26 protein-coding genes are annotated in these 24,673 nt (G+C 31.8%); all 26 read left to right on the plus strand.

Annotated features, from left to right (window positions below; genetic code table 11):
- Positions 1-22: 22 nt before the first annotated feature.
- The 26 genes from atpB (at position 23) to HMPREF1984_RS04940 (ending at position 24,644) form a co-directional block, all read left to right on the plus strand.
- Positions 23-931 (plus strand): F0F1 ATP synthase subunit A, encoded by a 909-nt coding sequence (gene atpB / locus HMPREF1984_RS04815; RefSeq protein ID WP_021766790.1) that lies wholly within the window; start codon positions 23-25, stop codon positions 929-931.
- Between the two features lie 65 nt (positions 932-996).
- Positions 997-1,233, plus strand: coding sequence for an ATP synthase F0 subunit C (gene atpE, locus HMPREF1984_RS04820; protein ID WP_021766791.1), 237 nt, complete (start codon positions 997-999; stop codon positions 1,231-1,233).
- A gap of 48 nt (positions 1,234-1,281) precedes the next feature.
- Positions 1,282-1,776 (plus strand): F0F1 ATP synthase subunit B, encoded by a 495-nt coding sequence (gene atpF / locus HMPREF1984_RS04825; protein WP_021766792.1) that lies wholly within the window; start codon positions 1,282-1,284, stop codon positions 1,774-1,776.
- Positions 1,777-1,780: 4 nt separating this feature from the next.
- Positions 1,781-2,308 (plus strand): ATP synthase F1 subunit delta, encoded by a 528-nt coding sequence (gene atpH / locus HMPREF1984_RS04830; RefSeq protein ID WP_021766793.1) that lies wholly within the window; start codon positions 1,781-1,783, stop codon positions 2,306-2,308.
- An 18-nt stretch (positions 2,309-2,326) separates the two neighbouring features.
- A complete protein-coding gene (gene atpA / locus HMPREF1984_RS04835) occupies positions 2,327-3,832 on the plus strand; it encodes a F0F1 ATP synthase subunit alpha (RefSeq protein WP_021766794.1) in 1,506 nt (501 codons plus the stop codon).
- Positions 3,833-3,841: 9 nt separating this feature from the next.
- Positions 3,842-4,702 carry an ATP synthase F1 subunit gamma gene (gene atpG / locus HMPREF1984_RS04840; RefSeq protein WP_021766795.1) on the plus strand — a complete coding sequence of 287 codons (861 nt, stop codon included), beginning with the start codon at positions 3,842-3,844 and terminating at the stop codon, positions 4,700-4,702.
- Positions 4,703-4,779: 77 nt separating this feature from the next.
- Positions 4,780-6,177 carry a F0F1 ATP synthase subunit beta gene (gene atpD / locus HMPREF1984_RS04845; protein WP_021766796.1) on the plus strand — a complete coding sequence of 466 codons (1,398 nt, stop codon included), beginning with the start codon at positions 4,780-4,782 and terminating at the stop codon, positions 6,175-6,177.
- A 25-nt stretch (positions 6,178-6,202) separates the two neighbouring features.
- Positions 6,203-6,592, plus strand: a complete 390-nt coding sequence (gene atpC, locus HMPREF1984_RS04850; protein WP_036099822.1) for an ATP synthase F1 subunit epsilon — start codon at positions 6,203-6,205, stop codon at positions 6,590-6,592.
- Between the two features lie 59 nt (positions 6,593-6,651).
- Positions 6,652-7,827 (plus strand): DUF4912 domain-containing protein, encoded by a 1,176-nt coding sequence (locus HMPREF1984_RS04855; RefSeq protein ID WP_021766798.1) that lies wholly within the window; start codon positions 6,652-6,654, stop codon positions 7,825-7,827.
- A 222-nt stretch (positions 7,828-8,049) separates the two neighbouring features.
- A complete protein-coding gene (gene cls, locus HMPREF1984_RS04860; protein ID WP_021766799.1) occupies positions 8,050-9,570 on the plus strand; it encodes a cardiolipin synthase in 1,521 nt (506 codons plus the stop codon).
- A 48-nt stretch (positions 9,571-9,618) separates the two neighbouring features.
- A complete protein-coding gene (gene truB / locus HMPREF1984_RS04865) occupies positions 9,619-10,635 on the plus strand; it encodes a tRNA pseudouridine(55) synthase TruB (protein WP_036099823.1) in 1,017 nt (338 codons plus the stop codon).
- A gap of 135 nt (positions 10,636-10,770) precedes the next feature.
- Entirely contained in the window at positions 10,771-11,340 is a 570-nt protein-coding gene (gene ruvC / locus HMPREF1984_RS04870; RefSeq protein ID WP_021766801.1) for a crossover junction endodeoxyribonuclease RuvC, read from the plus strand.
- Between the two features lie 14 nt (positions 11,341-11,354).
- Positions 11,355-11,819: a tRNA (cytidine(34)-2'-O)-methyltransferase gene (locus HMPREF1984_RS04875; RefSeq protein WP_021766802.1), complete on the plus strand. Its 465-nt coding sequence runs from the start codon at positions 11,355-11,357 to the stop codon at positions 11,817-11,819.
- A gap of 74 nt (positions 11,820-11,893) precedes the next feature.
- Positions 11,894-12,763, plus strand: a complete 870-nt coding sequence (gene thyA / locus HMPREF1984_RS04880; RefSeq protein ID WP_021766803.1) for a thymidylate synthase — start codon at positions 11,894-11,896, stop codon at positions 12,761-12,763.
- A 49-nt stretch (positions 12,764-12,812) separates the two neighbouring features.
- Positions 12,813-13,295: a dihydrofolate reductase gene (locus tag HMPREF1984_RS04885; protein WP_021766804.1), complete on the plus strand. Its 483-nt coding sequence runs from the start codon at positions 12,813-12,815 to the stop codon at positions 13,293-13,295.
- Positions 13,296-13,319: 24 nt separating this feature from the next.
- Entirely contained in the window at positions 13,320-13,880 is a 561-nt protein-coding gene (locus HMPREF1984_RS04890; protein WP_021766805.1) for a TetR/AcrR family transcriptional regulator, read from the plus strand.
- A 26-nt stretch (positions 13,881-13,906) separates the two neighbouring features.
- The gene (locus tag HMPREF1984_RS04895; protein ID WP_021766806.1) at positions 13,907-14,551 is read left to right on the plus strand and encodes a lysophospholipid acyltransferase family protein; all 645 of its coding nucleotides are present in this window, start codon (positions 13,907-13,909) and stop codon (positions 14,549-14,551) included.
- A 46-nt stretch (positions 14,552-14,597) separates the two neighbouring features.
- Positions 14,598-16,499 carry a methionine--tRNA ligase gene (gene metG / locus HMPREF1984_RS04900; RefSeq protein ID WP_021766807.1) on the plus strand — a complete coding sequence of 634 codons (1,902 nt, stop codon included), beginning with the start codon at positions 14,598-14,600 and terminating at the stop codon, positions 16,497-16,499.
- Between the two features lie 38 nt (positions 16,500-16,537).
- The gene (locus HMPREF1984_RS04905) at positions 16,538-17,959 is read left to right on the plus strand and encodes a tetratricopeptide repeat protein (RefSeq protein WP_021766808.1); all 1,422 of its coding nucleotides are present in this window, start codon (positions 16,538-16,540) and stop codon (positions 17,957-17,959) included.
- Between the two features lie 131 nt (positions 17,960-18,090).
- Entirely contained in the window at positions 18,091-18,621 is a 531-nt protein-coding gene (locus HMPREF1984_RS04910; protein ID WP_021766809.1) for a TlpA disulfide reductase family protein, read from the plus strand.
- A gap of 148 nt (positions 18,622-18,769) precedes the next feature.
- Entirely contained in the window at positions 18,770-19,033 is a 264-nt protein-coding gene (gene rpsO, locus HMPREF1984_RS04915) for a 30S ribosomal protein S15 (RefSeq protein WP_021766810.1), read from the plus strand.
- Positions 19,034-19,135: 102 nt separating this feature from the next.
- On the plus strand, positions 19,136-19,993 hold the full coding sequence (locus HMPREF1984_RS04920; RefSeq protein WP_021766811.1) for a lysophospholipid acyltransferase family protein: 858 nt from the start codon (positions 19,136-19,138) through the stop codon (positions 19,991-19,993).
- A gap of 83 nt (positions 19,994-20,076) precedes the next feature.
- Entirely contained in the window at positions 20,077-20,478 is a 402-nt protein-coding gene (locus HMPREF1984_RS04925; protein ID WP_036099824.1) for a hypothetical protein, read from the plus strand.
- A 12-nt stretch (positions 20,479-20,490) separates the two neighbouring features.
- Positions 20,491-22,065, plus strand: coding sequence for a ribonuclease Y (gene rny, locus HMPREF1984_RS04930; protein WP_021766813.1), 1,575 nt, complete (start codon positions 20,491-20,493; stop codon positions 22,063-22,065).
- Positions 22,066-22,356: 291 nt separating this feature from the next.
- Positions 22,357-23,121, plus strand: a complete 765-nt coding sequence (locus HMPREF1984_RS04935; RefSeq protein ID WP_021766814.1) for a class I SAM-dependent methyltransferase — start codon at positions 22,357-22,359, stop codon at positions 23,119-23,121.
- Between the two features lie 296 nt (positions 23,122-23,417).
- Positions 23,418-24,644, plus strand: coding sequence for a YARHG domain-containing protein (locus HMPREF1984_RS04940; protein ID WP_021766815.1), 1,227 nt, complete (start codon positions 23,418-23,420; stop codon positions 24,642-24,644).
- The last annotated feature ends 29 nt before the right edge of the window (positions 24,645-24,673 follow it).

A 24,673-nucleotide genomic window follows, 5' to 3' on the forward strand; every position in this document is an offset into this window, starting at 1 on the left:
CAGAAGGAAGGGAGATGAAAGAATGAAAAAGAAAATAGTTATTTCCATATTGGGGCTATTTATTTTAATGCTGGTTGTCAATATCATACTGTCACTTATTACAAGTTTTTTACCTATAAAGTTTGTAATGCCTGACGGACTGGTAGAACCACCACATTACTATAACTTTGTTTTAGGAAAATATAATTTGAGTTTAAGCCAGACGGTTTTAAATACATGGGCAATAATGCTTTTAATAGTAATTCTTGTTAAACAGGGAGTGAAAAATATAAGTGTTACTAATCCAGGTAAAATGCAGATTATTTTAGAAGAGTATTATCATTTTATTGAAAATACATTTTTAGTTACATTTGGAAAGTATAAGAAAAAATTTATGCCGTTTTTCTCAGCATTATTTGCATTTATACTTTTTTCAAATTTAAGTCTGTTTTTATTTCCCTTTATTGTAACAGTAACTAAGGGACCCGAAGGATATACAGTAGGACACTTTTTCAGAACTCCTACAGCAGATCCGAATACAGCGATAGGGTTATCTCTTGTGGTAGCGGTACTGTTTGTATCAGTTGGTATAAGAAAAGGTGGAGTGCTGGGTTATATAAAGAGCCTTATGCATCCGGCGTGGTTTATGCTTCCTATAAATATCGTAGGGGAAATATCCAAAATATTGAACACTTCAATGAGATTATTTGGGAATATGCTGGCAGGACTTGTAATAGGAGGACTTTTATATAGCCTTGTAGGAAGAGGACTTATCCAGTCATGGACTCACAATGCCCTTCAGGGAAGCTTTTCATTTTCAGTAGGGTGGCCAATGCTGATACAGCTTTATCTTGACGGATTTGTAGGAATAATACAGGCATTTGTCTTTACTATGCTGTCATCAGTATATGTTGGAGAAGTGCTTGGAGAAGAAGTAGAAGAAGAAAATTAGAAATTATTAAGTTTTATAAATTAAAAAATATAAATAAAAACAAAAAAATAGGAGGATAAAAAGTTATGGAAGGAATAGTACAGGCAGCAGCTTTATTAGGAGCAGGAATAGCGGCAATAGGAGGAATAGGAGCAGGACTGGGGCAAGGAATTGCTACAGGATATGCGGTTGAGGCAATATCAAGACAACCTGAAGCAAAACAGGATATAATGCAGACTTTAATTACAGGGTTGGCAATAACTGAGTCAACAGGGATTTACGCCTTGGTAATCTCATTCCTTTTAATATTCTTAAAAGGATAATTGTGTATTAACAGTTAATGCAGTACGTAAATATTAAGGAGAAAAGAAATGTCAGAAGGAGCAAAATTAGTAAATATAGATTTTACAATGGCTATTCAAATAATAAATTTTCTAGTGCTAGTTTATTTTTTCTGGAGAGTTTTTTCAAAGAAAATAGGTAAAGTCCTTGAAGATAGAAAACATCTTGCCTTATCAGAAATGGAAATAGTAGAGGAAGAAAAAGAAAAACTTGATGAACAGAAAAAAGCGATGGAAAAACTGAAAAGGGAATCAAAAAGAAGAGCCAATGAAATACTTATTAAAGCTGAGAGACAGGCAGATGAAAGAAAAGACCAGATTGTTTCTTCAGCAATGAACAATAGGGAAAGAATGATGATGAAAGCTGAAGCGGATATTGAAAAAATGCGACAGAATGCTAAATTTGAACTTCAGAAGGAAGTCGGAGAAATGGCTGTCGAGCTTGCAGAAAAAATTATTAAGCAAAATATAAATGACAAGCAGGATGAAATAATAGACAACTTTATTAATGAAATAGGAGATTAACAGAATGGACAAGGAGGCAATAGCTAAAAGATATGCAACGGCTATTTATGATATAGCTGAGTCTTCAGGTAAAATAGGTGAAATAAGGGAGGCACTTAATATTCTGGCTGAAAACTACAGGGAAGATGAAGATTTTAAATTATTCCTGCTGGATCCGTCAATAAAATATGACAAAAAAGTGGAATATTTACATAAATTTTTTGATTTTGTAAGTGAAGATGCCTTCAATGTAATAAAATATCTTGTAAAAAAAGGAAGAGTTGCCCTTTCTGATAAAATAAGGGACAGCTATTTAAAAATTTATTATGAGAAAAATAACAAATTGCCTGTAAATGCAACTTTTGTAAAGGAATTGTCAGAGAATCAGAGAGAGGCACTTATAAAAAAACTGGAAGGAAAATATAACAAGAAAATAGTATTAAACCTTTCTGTTGATGAAAATCTTATAGGTGGAGGAATTATAAAAGTAGGTAATCAGGTAATAGACGGTTCAATTAAAAATCAGATTGAAAACATGAAGAAAATATTTTAGAACAGGAGGTGTTTTTTCTTGAGAATTAAACCGGAAGAAGTCAGTAAAATTATCCGTAATGAAATAGAAGGATATAATAAATCGCTGGATGTTGCAAATACAGGAACTGTATTGGAAGTAGGAGATGGAATAGCCAGAGTATATGGATTAAGCAAGGCAATGTCAGGAGAACTGCTGAAGTTTGAAAATGGTGTCATGGGAATGGCACTTAACCTTGAAGAAGATAATATAGGAGCAGTTATTTTTGGTGAATCCAGAGGAATAAAAGAAGGAGGAACTGTAAAGAGTACCGGAAAAGTTGCAGAGGTTCCTTCGGGAGAAGGCCTTCTAGGAAGAGTTGTAAATGCTTTGGGAGAGCCTATTGACGGGAAAGGAAGCATTGAAGCTTCAAAATATATGAAAATAGAAAGACCAGCTTACGGAATAATAGATAGAAAACCTGTAAGTGAGCCACTTCAAACAGGAATAAAGGCAATTGACGGAATGTTTCCAATAGGAAAAGGACAGAGGGAACTTATTATAGGAGACAGACAGACAGGAAAAACAGCTATTGCAATAGATACAATAATTAATCAGAAAAATAATGATGTAGTTTGTATATATGTAGCAATAGGTCAGAAAAGATCAACAGTAGCACAAATATATAAAAAGCTTGAAGAACTTGGAGCATTGGAATATACAATAATAGTTGCCGCAACAGCTTCAGAATCAGCTCCTCTGCAATATCTTGCACCATATGCGGGTGTTGCAATGGGAGAATACTTTATGGAGCAGGGAAAACACGTACTTATAATTTATGATGACCTGTCAAAACATGCAGTGTCATACAGGGAAATGTCGCTTCTGCTTAGAAGACCGCCAGGAAGGGAAGCGTATCCTGGGGATGTATTCTATCTTCACTCAAGATTACTTGAAAGAGCCGCTAAACTTAGTGATGAACTTGGTGGAGGTTCTATAACTGCATTGCCAATTGTAGAAACAAAGGCAGGAGATATTTCGGCATACATACCTACAAATGTTATTTCAATAACAGATGGACAGATATTTTTAGAAACAGATCTGTTTAATTCAGGATTCAGACCGGCAATAAATCCAGGAGTTTCAGTATCAAGGGTTGGAGGAAGTGCACAAATAAAAGCAATGAAACAAGTTGCATCAAAAGTGAAACTGGAACTGGCACAATATAATGAACTGCTGGCATTTACACAGTTTGGGTCAGATCTTGATAAAGCTACAAGAGATCAGCTTAACAGAGGGGCAAAAATAATGGAGGTTCTGAAACAGAGCCAATATAATCCATACAGAGTTGAAGAACAGGTTGTATCCTTCTTCTGTGTTACAAATGGTTACTTTGATGATATCCCAACAGAAAAGGTAAAGGCATTTGAACATGACCTGATTGGAAGTCTGAGAACAGAAAATGAAATTTTATCTGAAATAAAGAAGGAAGAAAAAGTTACAGATGAAATTAATGAAAAACTGATTGCATACGTTACAAACTACAAGCAGGATTATGTATGGTAGGTGACATAAATGGCTGAAAATATGAAGGAAATAAAGGAAAGAATTGACAGTGTAAAAAATACCAGTCAGATAACTAATGCAATGAATATAGTTTCTTCGACTAAATTTAAAAAATTTCAGGTTCTTACATTGAAATCAAGGGAATATGCAAAGACAATTGGAATAGCCTTTGATAATCTGGTTGCAGGAATGAAAAGTCATAACTATGAAATATTTGATGGAAAACCTGAAGTGAAGAAAATAGGTATTATTGTAATGACATCTGACAGGGGATTATGCGGAAGCTTTAATTCAAATACCCTTAGAAAACTTGAAGGAATGAAAAAGAATTTTGAAAAGGAAAATAAGGAAGTTTCGGTAATTACAATAGGTAAAAAAGCAAAAGATTACTGCAAGTCAAGAAATATACCGGTAGACAGTGAATATACACAGTTAATACCTGAAACTATGTTTGAAAAAGGAAAAAAAATAAGTGAAGATATTGTACAGTTTTATCTGAATGATTTTTATGATGAAGTGTACATAATTTTCTCAAGATTTGTTTCTGCAATAGAATACAGTATTCAGGTAGAAAAAATTCTTCCAATTGAAAAAAAGGAAGGACTTCCTAATAAGGAATATGTATTTGAACCTTCGGAAGAAGAGGTTTTACGTTCTTTTATTCCTAAAGTGCTGAATATAAAAATATATCAGTCATTACTTGAAAATTCTGCCAGTGAACATTCGGCAAGAATGTCTGCCATGAAACAGGCAAGTGACAATGCTGAAGAAATGATAAACAAACTTACTGTTAAGTATAATAGGGAACGTCAGACAATGATTACACAGGAATTATCTGAAATAGTAAGTGGTTCGGAAGCATTGAAATAAAATTAGGAATAAAGAATAAAAAACTGAAGAAATATATGAAAGAAAAAGATATGAAATAAGCATAGGAGGTTAAAAAGTTGCTTAACAAGGGAAAACTGGTTCAGATAATAGGACCGGTCATAGATGTTAAATTTGAAGATCAGCTGCCAGATATATATAATGCCCTGGAAGTGTATGATGATAATGGCCAGAAGTTAGTTGCCGAAGTGCACTCCCATAATGGTAACAATGTTGTCAGGGCAGTTGCAATGACAGGGACAGACGGACTAAGAAGAGGTCTGGAAGTAGTAGACACAGGAAAACCTATACAGGTTCCAGTGGGAAGACAGACACTTGGAAGAATATTTAATGTATTGGGAGAACCTGTTGATAACGGGGAACCAATCAGTGCAGATTTGATGGATTCAATACATAAGGAAGCCCCTTCATTTGAACAGCAGGGGACTGACAGTGAAATACTTGAAACAGGAATAAAGGTGGTAGATTTACTGGCTCCATATCTTAAAGGTGGAAAAATAGGACTGTTTGGTGGTGCGGGAGTAGGAAAGACCGTACTGATACAGGAACTTATAAATAATATTGCAAAAGGACATGGAGGACTTTCTGTATTCGCAGGGGTAGGAGAAAGAACAAGAGAAGGAAGAGACCTTTATAACGAAATGAAGGAAAGTGGAGTTATTAATAAAACAGCATTAGTTTATGGCCAAATGAATGAGCCACCTGGTGCAAGACTTAGGGTAGGTCTTACAGCACTTACAATGGCAGAATATTTTAGGGATAAGGAAGGACAGAATGTATTGTTATTTATTGACAACATATTCAGATTTACTCAGGCAGGAGCAGAAGTTTCAGCCCTTTTAGGAAGAATGCCTTCAGCAGTGGGATATCAGCCAAATCTGGCAACAGAAATGGGAGCACTGCAGGAAAGAATAACTTCCACAAACACAGGGTCAATAACTTCTGTACAGGCAGTTTACGTACCGGCAGATGACCTTACAGATCCGGCACCTGCAACTACGTTTGCACATTTGGATGCGACTACGGTTCTGTCAAGACAAATTGCATCCCTGGGAATTTATCCTGCTGTGGATCCACTTGATTCCACATCAAGAATACTTGAGCCTGAAATAGTAGGAAATGAACATTATAAAGTTGCAAGGGATACTCAGAAGGTATTACAGAGATATAAGGAACTTCAGGATATAATTGCAATACTTGGAATGGACGAACTGGATGAGGAAGATAAACTGACTGTAAACCGGGCAAGAAAAATTCAGAGATTTTTCTCACAGCCGTTTTCAGTAGCAGAACAGTTTACAGGAATGAAAGGAAAATACGTTCCTTTAAGGGATACAATAAGGGGATTCAAGGAAATTCTGGATGGCCTTCATGATGACCTTCCTGAACAGGCATTCCTATATGTAGGAACTATTGATGAAGCAGTAGCAAAAGCAAGAAAACTTATGAGTGAATAAAAATCTAAAGACAGGAGAATACTATATGGCAACAGAATTTATTGCAAAAGCTGTAACGCCTGAAGGTCTTGTTTTCAGAAAACCTGTAACTTTTTTAAAGATAAGAACAGAGAATGGAGATATTGGAATATTGGCAAACCATATTAATTTCATATCTCCTCTTGGTGCAGGTGAAATGCTTATAAGAGAAAAAGATAATAAGGAAACTTCCTATTATATATCGGGAGGTTTTCTGGAAGTTAGACAGGATAAGGTAGTTATTCTAGGGGAAGATGTACTGGAGGCTACAACGGCAGAAGCTATAAAAATGGCAAGACAGGCTGCAATTGAGCAGGCAAAACAGCATAAAATAAGAGAAGAACAGGATATTTTAGGAAGTAAGAAAAAAATTCAGCAGAATTTGAAAAGAAAATAGTGCAATTATTTCATTTATATGCTAATATATAAATAACAAGTATAAATGGAGATTGATTTATGAAAAAATATCTGGATGAAATGACAAAGGAAGAATTAATACATCTTGCAATGCAGGAATGCGTCCTTCTTGAATTGACTTTTGATAAGGAAAAAATTATGAAAAAGCTTGAAAAGAAAGGATATGAACGTATTAAGGAAACTGAAAGTTTACCTAAAAAAGAAAAAGTTTCAGCAGAAGAGAAAGAAATTTATCTGGATGAAAAAAATGAAAATATAGAAAAAAAGGGAGGCTACGAAGATATGAAAGAAGATTTAAAATTAAAGGGTACAGAAGTAATTGAAGAAGAAATTCAAGTTGAAGAAGTAGACTTTTCTGTAGAATCTATATTTCCTTACAGAAGTAGAAGCTATTACAGAAACTATCCTAACAGAAAGTTAATAAGATCTGTCATAAGAATTCATAGAAGAAGCAGAAGGGATTCTTTTCAGGAAATTTCTTTTAACTATAAGGATATAGATGAAGAACAGATAAAAAAGAGAGAAATTGAAACAGCTATTAACAGTTCAAAATTTGAAAAAGGAAGAGATTATGAAAATAAGTCAAAAGAAGAAGAAATCTATTTTGATAAGGCATATCTGCCTAGTTCTTATTTTGTAGATGAAGTAGTGTTAATGCCTAAAAATCCTACAACATTGTTTGTTTACTGGGAAATAAGGGATGACACGTTTGCAAGATTGTCAGAAAATAATCATGTACTGGATAATGTTGTAATTAAGCTTATGAAAGAGGGTCATGAATATAGAAAAATAATAAGACATGAAAGAATAGGTTCACATTACATTACTGAAGTTGATGCAAGTCAAAGTTATGAAGTGCTTATAGGATATGAAGATCAGTATGGTAACTTTTCAGAAGTTGCCCATTCTCAAGAAGCAATAGTTCCTTCAGATAAATTATCTGATAATTTTGATTTATTATGGGGAACTGTTAAGGAAGATAAAAATACTAATCAGATAATAAAATATATTAACAGTCCTATTCCTACACCTGAAAATCAGGAATTTATAGAGCTTTCCAATGGTGGAAGCGGCATAGCTGATGATGAAGAATTTACAGTGGAAGTTTTGGAAAGACTTTTAAAGGTAGGAGCTTCAGAACAGCTTGTTGAAAGAAGTGAAAGAAAAATAAAACCTGATAAACTGGTAATGATTGGTTCCAGCAGTTCGAGATAGAAGTTAAAGGAAAGTTTATAAAAGTTTTTTATAAATAAAATAACAAGTGAATAAATACTCTAAATAAAGTAAAAAACTCTATAAATTTTGATTTTTTACTTTATTTTTATATTTAGAATATCATATGAATAAATGCGTATAATTTTGTATTTGAAAAAGGCTCATAAAAATGTTAATATATAAAAATATTATAAAATCAAAATATAAATTTTAGGAGGTCAAATGTTTCAAAATCTTGAAAGTTTATTAATATGGATAGTTTCCATAGAGCATATACATTTAGCGATTTATATAATGTTCCTAGTAGCTATTTTAGTTTCAGAAAGATCACCTGAAACAATAGTTGCATGGATTTTTACAATAACTGTTTTTCCAGTTTTTGGATTTATACTGTATCTTGTATTTGGAATAAACTGGAGAAAAAACAGGATAGAATCTCTACAAAATAAGAATCGGAGAAGTTTATTCAAAGGGTTTCCGAGCCTTACAAAATATGATCCTACAGAGATTTTTCATTCCCGTAAAGTAAAACCCGAAGATTTAGATATACTTATGAATAATGCAGGAATTTCCCAGGAAGAAAGTGAAATTGTTAAACTTTTATATGCTTCAGAAGGTACATATCTGACTCACAACAGTTCATATGAAATGTTTTATAATGGGAAAGAAGCTTTTGATTCCATTATTCAGGATCTGGAAAATGCAAAAGAAACAATTTATATGGAATACTTCGTATGGAAATCGGATAAGCTTGGAGAAAAAATAAAGGATATACTAGTAAAAAAAGCAAAAGAAGGTGTAAAGATAAGACTTCTTTTTGATGGAATGGGATCTCTTGGAACAATCTCAGAAAAATACAGGAAAGAACTTTTAAAAGTTGGCGTAGAATTTAAATATTTTCTGGATATAAAATTTGCCCTTTCAAAATTTAATTATAGAAATCATAGAAAAATAACGATTGTAGACAATAGAATTCTTCACACCGGAGGAATGAACCTTGGAGAAGAGTACATAACAGGGGGAAGAAGATTTGAAAGCTGGAGAGATACAAATGTGAGAATAAAAGGGGAACTTGTATTGCATTATCTAGCAATATTTGTAACAGACTGGCTTAACAGTGGTGGGAAACAGGATTTTAAAATGGATGATATAGAAGAAGTAATAGAAGAACATAAAAATCTGCGGAATGAAAGTCCTTATATTATGCAGGTATCATCAAGCGGACCTGATACGATATGGACGACGTTGAAGTATACATATTCAAAGCTTATAACATCAGCTAAAAAGGAAATACTTATTCAGAGTCCATACTTCATACCTGACACTTCCCTTGTAAGCCAGCTGAAGATAGCCGCCCTTTCAGGAGTAAAAATAAAACTCATGATAGCAGGAGTTCCAGATAAGAAGATACCTTACTGGATTGCTGAAACATATTTTGAGGAACTTCTTATGGCAGGAGTTGAAATATATAGATATAAAGCTGGATTTATACATTGTAAAAATATAGTGGTTGATGGAAAGATGTCTACTATGGGAACATGTAATTTTGATATGAGAAGTTTTGAAATCAACTATGAAATAAATTCCATTTTTTATAATGAGGAAATAAGTCAAAGTATAAGAAATCAGTTTTATAAGGATTTAGATTTTTGTGAGGAAATAAAAGAGGAGAATCTGAAAAAAACAGTATTCTGGAGAAAAATCAGAAATTCCCTTTTCAGGGTAGTTTCACCTTTAATGTAATTAAATGGCTGGACTATATTTGTTAATGTGATAAGGCAGGGATGTGAGATGAAAGGAAATAGTATATTTAAAAGTGATGGAATAGTTCTGCTGAATAAAAGCAGAGGGATTTCTTCATTTAAAGCGATAAATAAACTGAAATGGATTATAGGTTCCAGCAAAGTTGGTCATGCAGGAACTCTTGATCCCATAGCTGAAGGACTTCTTATAGTAATGGTAAACAATGCTACAAAATTTTCTGATAATCTCATGAAAAGGGATAAGGAATACTTTGTGGAACTTGAATTAGGTTATGAAACTGATACGTATGATACAGAAGGGGAAATAACTGAAAAATATGAAGGAAATATAGATGTTTCCACAGAAGGGATAATTGAAGCTGTTAACAGCTTTACAGGGGAAATAATGCAGGTACCTCCCATGTATTCTGCCATAAAGATAAACGGAGAAAAGCTTTATGAGCTGGCACGTAAAGGAATTGAAGTGGAAAGGGAAGCAAGGAAAGTAAAAATCTACTCAATAAGGGAAATAAATGTAGAGTATAAGGAAAAATGCAAGATTTCCTTTTATACAGAAGTAAGCAGCGGAACATATATAAGGTCACTTGTGAGGGATATTGGGAGGAAACTTGGTGTTTATGCAACAATGACAAAGCTGGTACGGACAAAAATTGATAAATACAACATTAAAGAGTCTGTTTCACTGGAAGAAATAGAAGAAAAACTAGATAAAGATAAGGAAACATCTGGAGAAAATGTTTGTAAAGATATCTCAAATAATATGGAAAAAGTAAAGGAAATTATTAAATTTAAAAATATAGAATGCATATTTAATTATGAAAAAATAAGTGTTTCAGAAGAAAAATATAAAAAACTGAAAAATGGGATGACAGTTCTTGTGGGATTTAAAAAGTTTAAGGAAATACACACTGTTACAGAGAACAAGCTATACTGTATATATGTAAAAAATGAAATGACAGAACAAAAGGAATTTAAAGGAATTGTAAAAGTTATAAGAAAAGGCCATGATAAAGTGTATTTGAAAAGGGAAAAATATTTCATATAAAATAATATAAAATGAAGTTTTCAGAATATGAAAAAAATATTGAATTTATTAATCGTAATTAAATTTTTGTATTTGAAAAAATAACATTTGTGTGTTATAATAATAAAACAGTAAAAAAATAGAAATGAGGAAAAAATGCGAATTTTGGGTATTGATCCAGGAACTGCTATTGTAGGGTATTCCATTATTGAGTTTGATAAAGGGAAATATAATGTTTTAGATTATGGATGTATCTATACTGATAAGGATGAAGATATGCCGGTAAGACTGGAAAAAATATATGATTCTCTTGACAATCTTATAAAATTATGGAAACCAACTGATATGGCTATTGAAGATTTATTTTTCTTTAAGAACCAGAAGACAATAGTAAAAGTTGGCCAGGCAAGAGGAGTAATAACCCTTGTCGGTCAGAAAAACAGGCTGAATATATTCAGTTATACACCATTGCAAGTTAAAATGGGAATAGCCAGCTATGGAAGGGCAGAAAAGAAACAGATACAGGAAATGGTCAAAATTATTCTTAAACTTGATGAAATTCCGAAACCTGATGATGCTGCAGATGCTCTGGCAATTGCCATAACACATATAAATTCTAAAAACAGTTTTGGAGGATTTACAAGAGGAGACAATATAAGCAAAAAACTTGAAAAACTCAATTCTAATAAAATAAAACTGGAAGATTATAAAAAGCTCATAAGATAAGGAAGGTAAGGGAAATGAATATAGTTCTTTTATATCCTGAAATACATGTCAACACAGGAAATATCGGAAGAACATGTGTTTTAACTAATACAAAACTGCATCTGATAAAGCCGTTGGGATTTTCTCTTGATGCAAAGGAAGTACGAAGGGCAGGACTTGATTACTGGAAGGATGTTCAGTTACATGTATGGGAAAGTTTTGAACATTTTTTTCAGGAAAATATAGAAGGAAAAGACAATGTAAAGCTATATTTTGCAACAACTAAAACAAAACAAAAATACACAGATGTAAAGTATGGTGAAAATGACTACATAATGTTTGGACCTGAATCAAGGGGAATACCGGAAGATATATTGAATAAATACAAGGAAGACAACATTACGATACCAATGCTTCCTTTGGGAAGATCACTAAATCTGTCAAACTCTGCCGCAATAATTTTATATGAGGCATTGAGGCAGAATGGGTTTAAGTTTTAAAAGAATTACATAAATTGATATTGAAATTATAATTTATTCCGGATAAATGATGAAAAGGAGGAGAGAAAAAATAAATGAAAGTATATTTAGACCTTGTAAAATACGTTCTTGAAAATGGAGTGAAAAAGGAAAATAGAACAGGAGTGGATACTATTTCTACATTTGCCTATTTTTATAAAGTTGATTTGAGCGAAGGATTTCCACTCCTGACAACAAAAAAGATGTATTTTAATTCAATGTTACATGAACTTTTCTGGTATCTGACCGGAGAAGAGCATATAAAAACATTGAGAGAAAAAACAAAAATATGGGATGCATGGGCTGATAGTGAAGGAAGACTTGAAACTGCCTACGGAAGATTCTGGAGAAGGTATCCTGTACCTGAAGTTTCACTGGATGGAGAAGTTTTTGCAGATGAAAATAACAAATGGACAAAAAGGGAAGAAAATGGTCAGCTAGTTTTTGATCAGATTCAGTATGTGATTGATACATTAAAGGAACTGAAGGTTAACCCAAATCATAAAAATGGAAGAAGAATGATTGTTCTTGCATGGAATCCAGGAAACGCTTCTATCAGTAAATTACCTCCATGTCATTATACTTTTGCATTTAATGTCTCAGGAAATAAACTTAATTGCCATTTGACACAGAGAAGTGGGGACATTGCCCTTGGAATACCATTTAATCTGGCATGTTATTCATTACTGACAATGATGATAGCTAAAGAATGTGGATATGAACCGGGAGAGTTTGCCCACACTATAATAGATGCACATATTTATGAAAATCACGTGGAAGGGCTTAAGGAACAGCTGAAAAGGGAGCCACTGAAATTGTGTAAAGTTAAAATAGCCGATAAACCTTTTGACGAACTGACTTTTGATGATATAAAACTTGAGGATTATGAAAGTCATCCTGTTATAAAATTTGAAGTTGCAGTTTAACAGGACTAAAATTAATAGAGATTGAAATGAAAAATGAAAAGGAATTGGAATGTTTAGTATAATAGTTGCAATAGGAAAAAATAGGGAAATTGGTAAAGGAAACAAACTTCTATGGCATATACCGGAAGATTTGAAAAATTTCAAGGAGATAACGACAGGAAAAACAGTTATAATGGGGAGAAAAAACTTTGAAAGTATAGGAAGGCCACTACCAAACAGGAAAAATATAGTTTTATCAAAAAATGGGGATAAAGAATCATTTGAACAAAAAGGAATAAAGCTTTACCAAAATTTAGAAAACTTAATAGCAGATTATAAAAATTCTGAAGAAGAGATTTTTATAATTGGTGGAGAGCAGATATACAGGGAATTTATGCAAAAAGGACTGGTTAGAAGACTGTATATAAGTTATATTGAATTTTCAGATTCAGAAGCAGATACTTATTTTCCGGAAATTGACTATAACAGCTGGAAAATAATAAAAGAAAAGAATTATGACAACTGGAAATTCTGTATGTATGAAAAGGAATAAAAATAAGGATTAGGAGAAGGAAATATGCCAAGAGTAAAATTCACAAAAAAAGATATTTTAAAAGCTACTTATGATATTATGAAACAGGATGGAATTCAAAATATAAGTGCAAGGAAGATAGCAAACAAATTTAAAGGGTCGACAGCACCTATATATGCAAATTTTTCAACAATAGAAGAACTTAAAGATGAAATTATAAAATTAGCAGAAGACAAATTAAAAGAATATTTATATGGAAATTATTCTGAAAGAAAACTTATGAATGGAGCAATAGGATTTATACTGTTTGCAAGAGAAGAAAAAGAACTTTTCAGGGCAATTTTCCTGGATGGAGCAAAGGGATTTGAAACATTGTTTAATGAAACTATGGAATCCCTTCTTAAGGAAGAAGTTCTAATGGTAAGTTTTCCAACATTAACTTATGAAACGGCAAAAATGGCTGTACGTAGATTATGGTACTGGGCATTTGGATATGCAACACTTACATGTGTAGGTTCAATGAAAAATGAAACAAATGAAGAAATTGAAAGAAAAATAATAGACATTGCAGATCAATTTAGAAAATTATATGGAGTTGAGGAATAATCTCAATAAATATAAATGGAGAAAATATGAATAAATATAAATTTCTTGGAATGCTCTTTCACTTTATATACAGGGCATTGAGCGGAATAACGAAAAAAGAGTATTATTATGAGATTGAAAATTTTGATATGAACAGCCAGAATATAGTTGTATTTTGGCATAGGAAAATATTTACGGTATGTAATGCTACAAGAGTTATAAAAAAGAAGGCATCAATGGTAAGTGCTTCAAAAGATGGAGAAATATTATCTGAACTTTTAAGAAGAGAAGGAAATGCACTTATAAGAGGTTCTTCAAACAGGGATAATATAAAAAGTCTGAAGGAATCTCTGAGATATGCAAAGGACGGGTATACTCTGGGAATTGCAATTGACGGGCCTAAAGGACCTATATTTGAACCAAAGGCAGGAGCTATTTATATAGCCCAGAAGACAGGATTACCTATTGTGCCTGTAAGTTCCTACTGTAATAAAAAATGGATATTTGAAAAAATATGGGATAGACTTGAAATACCGAAACCCTTTTCAAAAAATATTCATTTTGTGGGAAAACCTTTTTATATAGACAAGAAAATGCCTCTTGATGAAGCAACAGAAATCGTTAAAAAAAATATACATGATGCAGGATTGAAGGCATATGAAATATATAAAGAAAAATACCTTGAAAAATAATTTAAATTACAAATAAATTTAACAATACTGGAAGGAGAAACAAATAATGTCCAATTCATTTTATTTAACAACCCCAATATACTATCCAAATGCAGCTCCACACGTGGGAACAGCATACACTACAATAATTTGTGATGTTATTGCGAGATACAAGAGAATAATGGGATACGATGTATCATTTATGACAGGTGTAGATGAACATGGTCAGAAAATACAGGAAGCTGCAGTAAAAAATGGATTTACTCCACAACAGTGGGTGGATAAAATGTCCTTAAATTTCACTTCCTTATGGGAAAAGCTTAATATTTCCAATACTGATTATTTGAGAACGACTCAGGAAAGACATATTAACAGTGTTAAGGAAATAATAAAAAGAGTATACGAAAAAGGGGATATATACAGAGGAGAATATATAGGAAAATATTCTGTTTCAGAAGAAACATTTGTTCCTGAAAATCAGCTGGTTGATGGGAAATATATGGGAAAAGAAGTTATCGATGTAAAGGAAGCTTCGTATTTCTTCAGACTTTCAAAATATGAAGATGCCCTTTTAAAATATATAGATGAACATCCTGATTTTATAAAGCCTGAAAGCAAGAAAAATGAAGTTGTGGCATTTATAAAACAGGGATTACAGGATTTATCAATATCAAGAACAACTTTTGACTGGGGAATACCACTTGAATTTGAAGAAGGCCACGTAATATATGTATGGTTTGACGCTCTGACAGTATATCTTACAGGAGCAGGTTTCCAGCAGGATGAAAATGAATTTGCAAAGAGATGGACTAATGGAAGGGTAACTCACCTTATTGGAAAGGATATATTGAGATTCCATGCGATAATCTGGCCTGCAATGCTCATGTCTGCAGGAATAAAACTTCCTGATACAGTAGCTGCCCATGGATGGTGGACTGTAGAAGGTGAAAAAATGTCTAAGTCATTGGGAAATGTAGTAAATCCTGAAGAAGAAGTTCAGAAATATGGACTGGATGCCTTCAGATATTATCTGATGAGAGAAGCAACTTTTGGACAGGATGCAGATTATTCTAAAAAAGCCATGATTCAGAGAATAAATTCAGATTTGGCAAATGATTTGGGAAATCTTCTTAACAGAACAATAGGAATGCAGAAAAAATATTTTGATTCAAAAGTAGTTCTGAATAAAGTTGAAGACAAATATGATATGGAAATAAAAGATTTATGGGAAGAAACACTTGTAAATCTGGATAATCACATGAATGAATTCCAGTTTTCTGAAGCGTTGAAGGATATATGGAAATTCATTGGAAGAATGAATAAATACATTGATGAATGTGAACCATGGAATCTGGCAAAGGAAGAAAGTAAAAAAGACAGGCTTTCAACTGTAATGTATAATCTTGTTGAAGGGTTATATAAAATTGCAGTGCTTATAGCACCATTTATGCCTGATACAGCTAAACAAATGATTAGACAGCTTGGACTGGACATAAATCCTGAAGAAATTAAAATTGAAAATGTTAAGGAATGGGGAGTATACCCTGAAGGAAATTCTTTAGGAGAAGCAGTACCATTGTTCCCAAGAATTGAAGTTGAAGAAGAAGCAAAAAAAGAGTATAAGGAAGACCTTAAAATTGAAAATCCTATAACAATAGATGATTTTTCTAAAGTAGAAATAAAAGTCGTTGAAATAGAAAAAGTCAGCAAAGTTGAAGGGGCAGACAAACTGCTTAAATTTATTGTAAATACAGGAAGTGAAAAGAGACAGATTATTTCAGGAATAGCAAAATATTATCCGGATGAACAGGAACTTGTAGGAAAGAAAGTGCCTGCTGTACTTAATTTAGAACCTGTAACATTAAAAGGGGAACTTTCACAGGGAATGCTTCTTACGACAGCCACAAAGAAAAAAGTGACTTTAATAGAAATTGATAATGGGATAAAAACAGGAGCGGTAATAAAATAACATATTAAGATGTAATTAGAATGGGATGATATAATAAAATGAGAAAATTTATATTTTATGTATTTTTAATTTCTCTATTGATAGTATCATGTTCTCAGGATAAAAAAGGGTATGATGCGTTAGAAAAAGGATTAATAGGAATTCTTGAGAAAAAAGATGAAGGATACATATTGCAGCAGCTTGAAAAATCTGCTGAGCAGAAAAATGAAGATGTATTTGCACTGGCGTATGTATATCTGGGAACACAAGGGGAAGAATTTTATAATAAATTTTTAAAGAAAAGTAACGGATATGCAGAATATTATAAAGCAATGTTCCTAAAGGAAACAAATGGTATGGAAGATGAAATTATAAATCTTCTTGAAAGTTCTGCAAAACAGGGAAATAATAAGGCATATTACATGCTGGGAAGTATATATGAATCAAAATTTGAATTTTCAAAGGCTCAGGAGTATCTGAAAAAAGGTAAGGATGCCGGTGAAATATATTCGGTGTATTCATATAACTATAATAAAAACTTATCAGATGTGTATAGCCGTATTGAAGAACTGAATAAAAAACTCAAGGATGATACAATAAACCAGATGGAAAAAAAGGAGTTAGGAACTCTGATTGTGGAAAAGGTATCAAACTATGAAGAAGGATACAATATACTGAAGGACTTCCTTTCTGAAAATTATCCACCTGCCTTATATGCAAAGGCTAAAATTCTGGAATTAGAAGATAAGGAAGAGGAGGCTATTCAAATATACAATGAGATATTTATGAAAAATAAATACTATCTCGCAGGATTTGAGCTGGCATCAAAACTGGTGAAAACTAGTAAAAATTATGAACTTGCAATGAAGGTTCTGGAGGATACGAATTCCGACGAACCGGTAATTTCAGGGTATAAAGGTTTTGTATACGAGAATATGAAGCAATATAAAAAAGCTGAAGAAAACTACCTGAAGGCAGTTGAAAAAAATGATATTGGAATAATGATTTACCTTGGAAGTTTATATGAAAATTTAGGTGAAACTAAGAAGGCAAAAGATATTTATACTAAGGCGTATCATTTAGGTTCGGTGGATGCGGGATATAAGCTTTCATATCTGCTTGAAGAGCTGGAGGAAAATAAGATTAAGGATAGTAAAAATAATAAAAAAGATAATGCTAAAAAAGACAGTAAAGATGATGTCAAAAAAAGTAAGGAAGCTAAAAAAATACTGGAAAATCTTGTTAAAAATGGCGATGATTATTCAATGGTTGATTTGAGCCTTTATTATCCTCAAGGAGATCCTAATATCAGAATTTTAAACTTGAAAGCTGCGGCAAAGTTAAATAAGACAGCCTTCTATAACCTTGGAGTATTCTACTATGAGAAGAAAAACAAGGAAAAGGCAAAGTTCTATTTAAAGGTTGCTAAGGAAAATGGTTACGATATAGGTACGGTATTTGAAAGATATATAAGAAATTAGAAATAAAATTCAAAAGGCAATAAAAGAAAAATCGGTTAGTATTGTTTGTAAATGAAAATGATGAAATGGAAAATAGAATTTCAGAAAATTTTATTTAAAATAAAAACCTGAGAGGAAGGATTGGATTAACAATGAAAAAATTAATATTGCTAATAATGATGGGGACTATGTTTGCAATAGGATGCAGTAAAAATAAAGACGTAGCGGAAACAGTAAAGGAAAATAAGACTGAAACTGTAAAAGAAGCATCATCAGGAAATGAAATGCCGGCATTTACTTTAACAGATCTGGAAGGAAAAACGTTTGACAGTAAAAGTCTGCTGGGAAATGGGAAAAAGACTTTATTTGTTGTAGCGGCAGAATGGTGTCCGCACTGTAATACTGAAATGCCACATATTCAACAGTTTTACGATGAAAATAAAGATAAGGTAAATGTTGTAGTAGTATTTAGTAATGTGAGATCAAGTCTTGATGCAGTAAAAAAATATATATCAGAAAATGGATATACAATTCCTGCATATTATGATGCAGATGGTTCTGTCTTAAACGGACTTGGAGTACAGGGATTCCCATTTAACATAAAAGTTGATGGTACTAAAATAGAAAAAACATTAGAATTACCTGTAGATTATGGAAAACTTGCAAGTGAGTTTGCCCAATAAAATAAGTACGAAAAATTATGATAGGAAAAAATAAATATTTACTTTACAAAATTCAGTAAATATGGTATTATTATAAGGAATTTTTTCTATGAATATAGGTTGCCTCTATATTCTTGGATTAAATAATAAAATTTAGGAGGAAATATTAATGGCAATGAAACCAAAAAAAGAAATTATTGAAACATTTGGAAAAAACTCACAGGATACTGGATCAGCAGAAGTTCAGGTAGCATTACTTACAGAAAGAATTAATCATTTAACTGCTCACTTGAAAGTACATTTTAAAGATGTTCACTCAAGAGTAGGATTATTAAAAATGGTAGGTAAAAGAAGAAGATTATTAAATTACATCAAAAACAGAAACGTAGATGACTATAGAGAATTAATAGACAAATTAGGAATCAGAAAATAGTAATTCAGGAAAGGGGCTGTCTCAAAATAAGCTTTTGAGGGAGCCTTCTTTATAATATTTGGTTATCATGAATTAATATAGTGAATTATAATGAGGTAAGATATGGCATATAAATTAAGTGAAAAAATTGTTGGAGGAATTGTTGCAGCAATAAGAAAGATACTGTCTTTTTTTCCTCTGAAGGTTAGATATTCATTTTTTGAAAATTTAGGTTTGTTGGGTTATTATTTGATAAAAAAACGGAGAAAATTAACTTTAGATAATATAAGACAGGCTTTTCCTGAAAAAAGTGATGAGGAAGTAGTTAGGATTGCTAAAGAATCATATAAAACAATGGGAAAAATGATAATGACTTCCATTTATCTTGAAGAAATTACTTCAAACGGAAATACAGTTATGGAAAATGAGGAGCTTATGCTGAAGGCCTGTGAAAATAATGAAAAGGCTGTCATAATAGTTTCGCTTCATCTGGGAGGATTTGAAGCAGGAAGTATAATGAGAAACATAAGAAAATTTTATGCTGTTTTCAGAAAACAGAAAAATAAAAAGCTTAATGATTTAATGACAAAATGGCGTGAAGAAGGTGGGCTTCATTCCATACCTTTGAGAGATAGTGAAACATTGAATGATGCTTTGAGAAATAAGACAATAATAGCCCTTGCATCAGATCATCATGCAAATGATGTGGAAATAGAGTTTTTTGGAAGAAAGGCAAAGGCAGTATCAGGACCGGTTCTACTTGGATTAAAACACAAAGTTCCTCTTGTATTGGCTTATGCTATTTTTGAAAATAACACTATAAAAGTTGTAAATAAAAAAATATTGGAAATAGAAAAACAGGGAAATTTAAAGGCCACTGTAAAGTTTAATATGCAAAAAATATTTCATGAATTTGAAGAAATTATAAGAGAATATCCTGAACAATATATGTGGCAGCATAAAAGATGGAGAGAAGAATAAAAAATATAGAAATTATCTTTAATCGCACTTGAATAACAAAAAAAAGTATGATAAAATTATATAGCGAAATTTTTGGAGGGAATATGAAAAAATATTTATTTCTACCAATTTTGTTGATTTTTATAAGTTGCACTACTGTTAACGCATCTAAAATCGTGTCACGAACTGAAATCGAGAAAGTCAATACTGAAGTTACGAACACTATTGGGAAGTTAAAAGAAGCAGCAGAATTGAATAAATACGAAGAATTAAAAGAATTTTTCTTACCTACATTTAAAAATAATTATATTGTGAAAAATATAGAGCAATATGATCTTTCAAGATTAACATTTATGTTTTCAGATGTGAAGGTTATTACAAAAAACAGGGCAAGTGGGACAATGATAATAAATTATGGAAACCAGAGTAATTATTATATAGTAACTTGGAAAAAGACAGAAGAAAACGGTAAATGGAAGATTTCAAATGTAGCAGAAAAAAAATAAGAAAGGAGAAATATGCCATTACCAATAACGATTTTACTGATTATTATTTTTTCTTTTCTAACTTTTTTTATTGCCTATTTTTATGGGAGTTCAATATTTAAGAAAAAATATGGAGAACTTAGTGAACTTGAATTGAGAATAGTTGATGCAAAAAGAAGACTTGAGTCTTCTAAAAAAGAAGTTGAAAGAGAAATAGAATCATTTAGAAAAGAAGAAACACTTAAAGTAAAGGAAGAATTACTTAATGAAAAGAAAGTTGCCGATGAAGAAATAAAGAAAATGAAATCGGAGATTGTTTTTAAGGAAGAAAGAATTGCAAAAAAAGAAGAAATACTTGAAACAAAAACAGAAAGACTTGAAGAAAAAGAAACAAAAATAGAAAAGCAGCGTGAAAAACTAGTAAGAAAAGAAGTTGAACTGAATGACCTGATTTCTAAGGAAGAAAAGGAATTAGAAAGAATTTCTGAACTTACGAAGGAGGATGCGGCAAAAATCATCCTTACAAAACTTGAAAATCAGCTTGATCATGATAAAGCAGTTCTTATAAGAGATTTTGAACATAATCTTGACAGAGAAAAAGACAGAATTTCAAAAAGAATTATATCTACTGCAATAGGAAAAGCTTCTGCAGATTATGTTGTAGATTCTACAATTTCAGTTATCCAATTACCTAGTGAAGAAATGAAGGGTAGAATAATCGGAAGAGAAGGAAGAAACATAAGAGCGATAGAAGCGGCAACAGGAGTTGACCTTATAATAGATGATACACCTGAAGCAGTTGTTCTTTCATCATTTGATGGTGTAAGAAGGGAAGTTGCAAGAATTGCACTTGAAAAACTTATTTCTGACGGAAGAATACATCCTACAAAAATAGAGGAAGTAGTTGCAAAAGCACAGGAAGAAGTGGAAGAAAGTGTACTTGATGCGGCGGAACAGGCTATATTGGAAGTTGGAATACCAACACTTCCAAGAGAAGTATTAAAGGTATTTGGAAGATTAAAATTCAGAACATCATTTGGACAGAATATATTACAGCACTCAATAGAAGTTGCTCACATAGCTGCGGCTCTGGCGGCAGAAATAGGAGCTAATGTTGATGTTGCCAAGAGGGCAGGGCTGCTTCATGATATAGGAAAAGCTTTTTCTCATGAGCAGGAAGGATCACACGCAATAAACGGTGGGGAATTTTTAAGAAAGTTCTCTAAAGAAAATGAAATAGTAATAAATGCGGTTGAATCACACCATAATGAAGTAGAGCAGTTAAGTGTTGAAGCTGTACTTGTACAGGCGGCAGATTCAATTTCAGCTTCAAGACCGGGAGCAAGAAGAGAAACACTATCTAACTACCTGAAGAGGCTTGAACAGCTTGAAGAAATAGCAAACAGCCATGAAGGAATTGAAAGCTCATATGCAATTCAGGCTGGAAGAGAACTTAGATTGATTGTACATCCTGATGAAATTGATGATGATAAGGCAATGATACTTTCAAGGGAAGTTGCCAAGGAAATCGAAGAAAAAATGCAGTACCCTGGACAGATAAAGGTTACAGTAATTAGGGAAACAAGAGCTATAGAATATGCAAAATAATTAAATTGTAAATAAAATGTGAATATGAAATAGGATTAGTTGAAAGGACTGATTTCTGTGAAAGACAGAAGTCAGTCTTTTCGATTTTTAAGAAATAAAGTGAAAAATAAAGTGTATAATTAAATTAAAATTTTTGATTAACTCATTCTTTTGATTGACATAAGAATTAGAAAAGTGATATGATGAACGAATAAAAAAATGAGAAATTAGAATTTGTAGAAGTGAGAAAAATATAATGGCAACATATTCAACTTAAATCGAAATAATATAAAATTACGAGGAGATTATAAGATGAACAATTATATAAAAGTAAATGAAGATAGATGGAATAATGTAAAAAATGACTATACTGAGCCATTGGCACATGAAGAATTAGAAGAAGTTAAAAATAATCCAATTTCTGTTGCATTAACTGTTGGGAAAAAAGTTCCAAAAGAATGGTTTGAAAAAGCAAATGGAAAGAAGATATTAGGTTTAGCTTGTGGTGGTGGACAGCAGGGACCAGTTTTTGCTATAAAAGGTTATGATGTAACCATAATGGATTTTTCTAAATCACAATTACAAAAAGATGATATGGTTGCTAAAAGAGAAGGCTTAAAAATCAATACAGTTCAAGGTGATATGACAAAACCATTTCCATTTGAAAATGAAACTTTTGATATCGTTTTTAATCCAGTTTCAAATGTATATGTAGAAGATTTAGAAAATATATATAAAGAAGCTTCTCGAGTATTGAAAAAGGGTGGGTTGTTAATGGTCGGATTTATGAATCCCTGGATATACATGTATGATGCGGACATTGTATGGGACAAACCTGATGAGGAATTACTTTTAAGGTTTTCAATACCTTTTAATTCGAAAGAGCTTGAAGAGGAAGGCAAGATAACCATAAATCCAGAATATGGATATGAATTTAGCCATACCTTAGAAACTCAGATTAGAGGACAACTTAAAAATGGTTTCGCTATGATAGATTTTTATGAATCGTGTGACAAAAGACATAGATTATCACGTTATGGAAATGATTATATAGCTACACTTTGCATTAAACTATAATGTTATAGAACATACTTCAGAAGAATAGCCCGTTTTATTTTCTGCAAGGGTTAAAATCTAAATCCCAGTTTGTCGAAGTAAAATAATTAAATAAAAAAATTACATAGAACTTTCATTGAAACTTATAATATTAAGATAAAATGAAAGTTTTTTATTATCATTATTTTTCAGTATATTAAAAAACTAAAAATAGCAAAAGTGCTAAAATTATAAAATAAAACTATAAAAAAACAATAATATATAGTATAATAATAACGTAATACAAATAAGATTAAGCCAAAAAGGAGTAATGAAAAATGAAAAAATTTTTTAAATTAAGATTTTGGTTTTTGTTTATGGTAATTATGTCTGTTTCTTTTGGGAATGACTGGGAATTCAGTTCGAGGGGAGAAAATATCATACCGATTGAAACTTCTCAAGTATCTATAAAAAAAGAAGAAATTAGAATGAAAATTGTTAATGACGGAATGGATGTAAAAGTAAAATTCATATTTAACAGTCCAGTTTCAGAAGAAAAAATAATAGGATTTATAACTCCTGAAGGGGGATTTGATAATGATGACAATTATCAATGGGACGGAGAAATGCATTTTAAGAATTTCACAACTGTAGTGAATGGAAAAACTGTAAAATCCAATGTTGAGAAAATGAAGGATTTTTATAAAAAAAATGTCTTAAGTAAAGAAGAAATGAAAAAGTATAATGTTGAAAAATATAAAGATAGTTATATATACTATTTTAAAGCAAATTTTGTAAAGGGTGAAAATACTGTTGAACATAGCTATAACTATTCAGGAAGTCATGGAGTAGGATATAATGATTTTCAATATGTATGGACAACTATATCAAAATGGAAGAATAAGAAAGTTGATGAATTTGAACTTATTATTGAACCTGGAGACAGTTTTGTTTCCTTACCTTATACATTTTGGAAAAATGGAAAGAAAATTAACTGGGAAATTGTAGGGGAAGGGAAAATTGATACAGCAGTGAATGAAATAACTGAAAGTTCTACAAATAGAAAAACAGTAATGAAAAGAGTGTATGCAAAACTTAAAAATGGTTATATAGCATACAGGACAAAAGATTTTGCTCCTGATGATGAATTTTGGATGGAAGATGTAATAAATATAGTAAATAATTATTTTCCATACGAAAAAACAGAAAAAGGATACATTTTTACTGATGATAACTTTGATTATGCCAGTTTAATGTGCTGTTATGTGACAGAGCCTTATAGCAAAGAAAAATATGAAAAATATGAATATTATAAGGCAGATTTGGAAGTCAGCAGGGAGAAGGAGGAAGAACTGAAAAAATTGTCTAATAAGGAGCTTGAAATTTTAAGAAACTATCCATTTGCCCTTGCAGGATATGATTTTTCAAGAAAAGACCTGAAGGATTATTTTTCACAGTTTATATGGTATTATCCGATAGGAAAGGATGTAGAGGTACGTGTATATCCTGAAATTACAAAAGTAGTTGACAAAATAATGGAAGAAAGAAAGAAAAATAGCAAATAAATTTTATACGAAACAAGGAAAGAAGGAAG

This window comes from Leptotrichia sp. oral taxon 215 str. W9775 (genome assembly GCF_000469505.1).
In the GTDB taxonomy this organism is placed as follows: Bacteria; Fusobacteriota; Fusobacteriia; order Fusobacteriales; family Leptotrichiaceae; genus Leptotrichia_A.

Bases quoted from the DNA above. Each gene is read 5' to 3' on its own strand.
- atpB (WP_021766790.1), top strand. From the start codon at position 23: ATGAAAAAGAAAATAGTTATTTCCATATTGGGGCTATTTATTTTAATG.
- atpE (WP_021766791.1), top strand. From the start codon at position 997: ATGGAAGGAATAGTACAGGCAGCAGCTTTATTAGGAGCAGGAATAGCG.
- atpF (WP_021766792.1), top strand. From the start codon at position 1,282: ATGTCAGAAGGAGCAAAATTAGTAAATATAGATTTTACAATGGCTATT.
- atpH (WP_021766793.1), top strand. From the start codon at position 1,781: ATGGACAAGGAGGCAATAGCTAAAAGATATGCAACGGCTATTTATGAT.
- atpG (WP_021766795.1), top strand. From the start codon at position 3,842: ATGGCTGAAAATATGAAGGAAATAAAGGAAAGAATTGACAGTGTAAAA.
- atpC (WP_036099822.1), top strand. From the start codon at position 6,203: ATGGCAACAGAATTTATTGCAAAAGCTGTAACGCCTGAAGGTCTTGTT.
- HMPREF1984_RS04855 (WP_021766798.1), top strand. From the start codon at position 6,652: ATGAAAAAATATCTGGATGAAATGACAAAGGAAGAATTAATACATCTT.
- cls (WP_021766799.1), top strand. From the start codon at position 8,050: ATGTTTCAAAATCTTGAAAGTTTATTAATATGGATAGTTTCCATAGAG.
- truB (WP_036099823.1), top strand. From the start codon at position 9,619: ATGAAAGGAAATAGTATATTTAAAAGTGATGGAATAGTTCTGCTGAAT.
- ruvC (WP_021766801.1), top strand. From the start codon at position 10,771: ATGCGAATTTTGGGTATTGATCCAGGAACTGCTATTGTAGGGTATTCC.
- HMPREF1984_RS04875 (WP_021766802.1), top strand. From the start codon at position 11,355: ATGAATATAGTTCTTTTATATCCTGAAATACATGTCAACACAGGAAAT.
- thyA (WP_021766803.1), top strand. From the start codon at position 11,894: ATGAAAGTATATTTAGACCTTGTAAAATACGTTCTTGAAAATGGAGTG.
- HMPREF1984_RS04885 (WP_021766804.1), top strand. From the start codon at position 12,813: ATGTTTAGTATAATAGTTGCAATAGGAAAAAATAGGGAAATTGGTAAA.
- HMPREF1984_RS04890 (WP_021766805.1), top strand. From the start codon at position 13,320: ATGCCAAGAGTAAAATTCACAAAAAAAGATATTTTAAAAGCTACTTAT.
- HMPREF1984_RS04895 (WP_021766806.1), top strand. From the start codon at position 13,907: ATGAATAAATATAAATTTCTTGGAATGCTCTTTCACTTTATATACAGG.
- metG (WP_021766807.1), top strand. From the start codon at position 14,598: ATGTCCAATTCATTTTATTTAACAACCCCAATATACTATCCAAATGCA.
- HMPREF1984_RS04905 (WP_021766808.1), top strand. From the start codon at position 16,538: ATGAGAAAATTTATATTTTATGTATTTTTAATTTCTCTATTGATAGTA.
- HMPREF1984_RS04910 (WP_021766809.1), top strand. From the start codon at position 18,091: ATGAAAAAATTAATATTGCTAATAATGATGGGGACTATGTTTGCAATA.
- rpsO (WP_021766810.1), top strand. From the start codon at position 18,770: ATGGCAATGAAACCAAAAAAAGAAATTATTGAAACATTTGGAAAAAAC.
- HMPREF1984_RS04920 (WP_021766811.1), top strand. From the start codon at position 19,136: ATGGCATATAAATTAAGTGAAAAAATTGTTGGAGGAATTGTTGCAGCA.
- HMPREF1984_RS04925 (WP_036099824.1), top strand. From the start codon at position 20,077: ATGAAAAAATATTTATTTCTACCAATTTTGTTGATTTTTATAAGTTGC.
- rny (WP_021766813.1), top strand. From the start codon at position 20,491: ATGCCATTACCAATAACGATTTTACTGATTATTATTTTTTCTTTTCTA.
- HMPREF1984_RS04935 (WP_021766814.1), top strand. From the start codon at position 22,357: ATGAACAATTATATAAAAGTAAATGAAGATAGATGGAATAATGTAAAA.
- HMPREF1984_RS04940 (WP_021766815.1), top strand. From the start codon at position 23,418: ATGAAAAAATTTTTTAAATTAAGATTTTGGTTTTTGTTTATGGTAATT.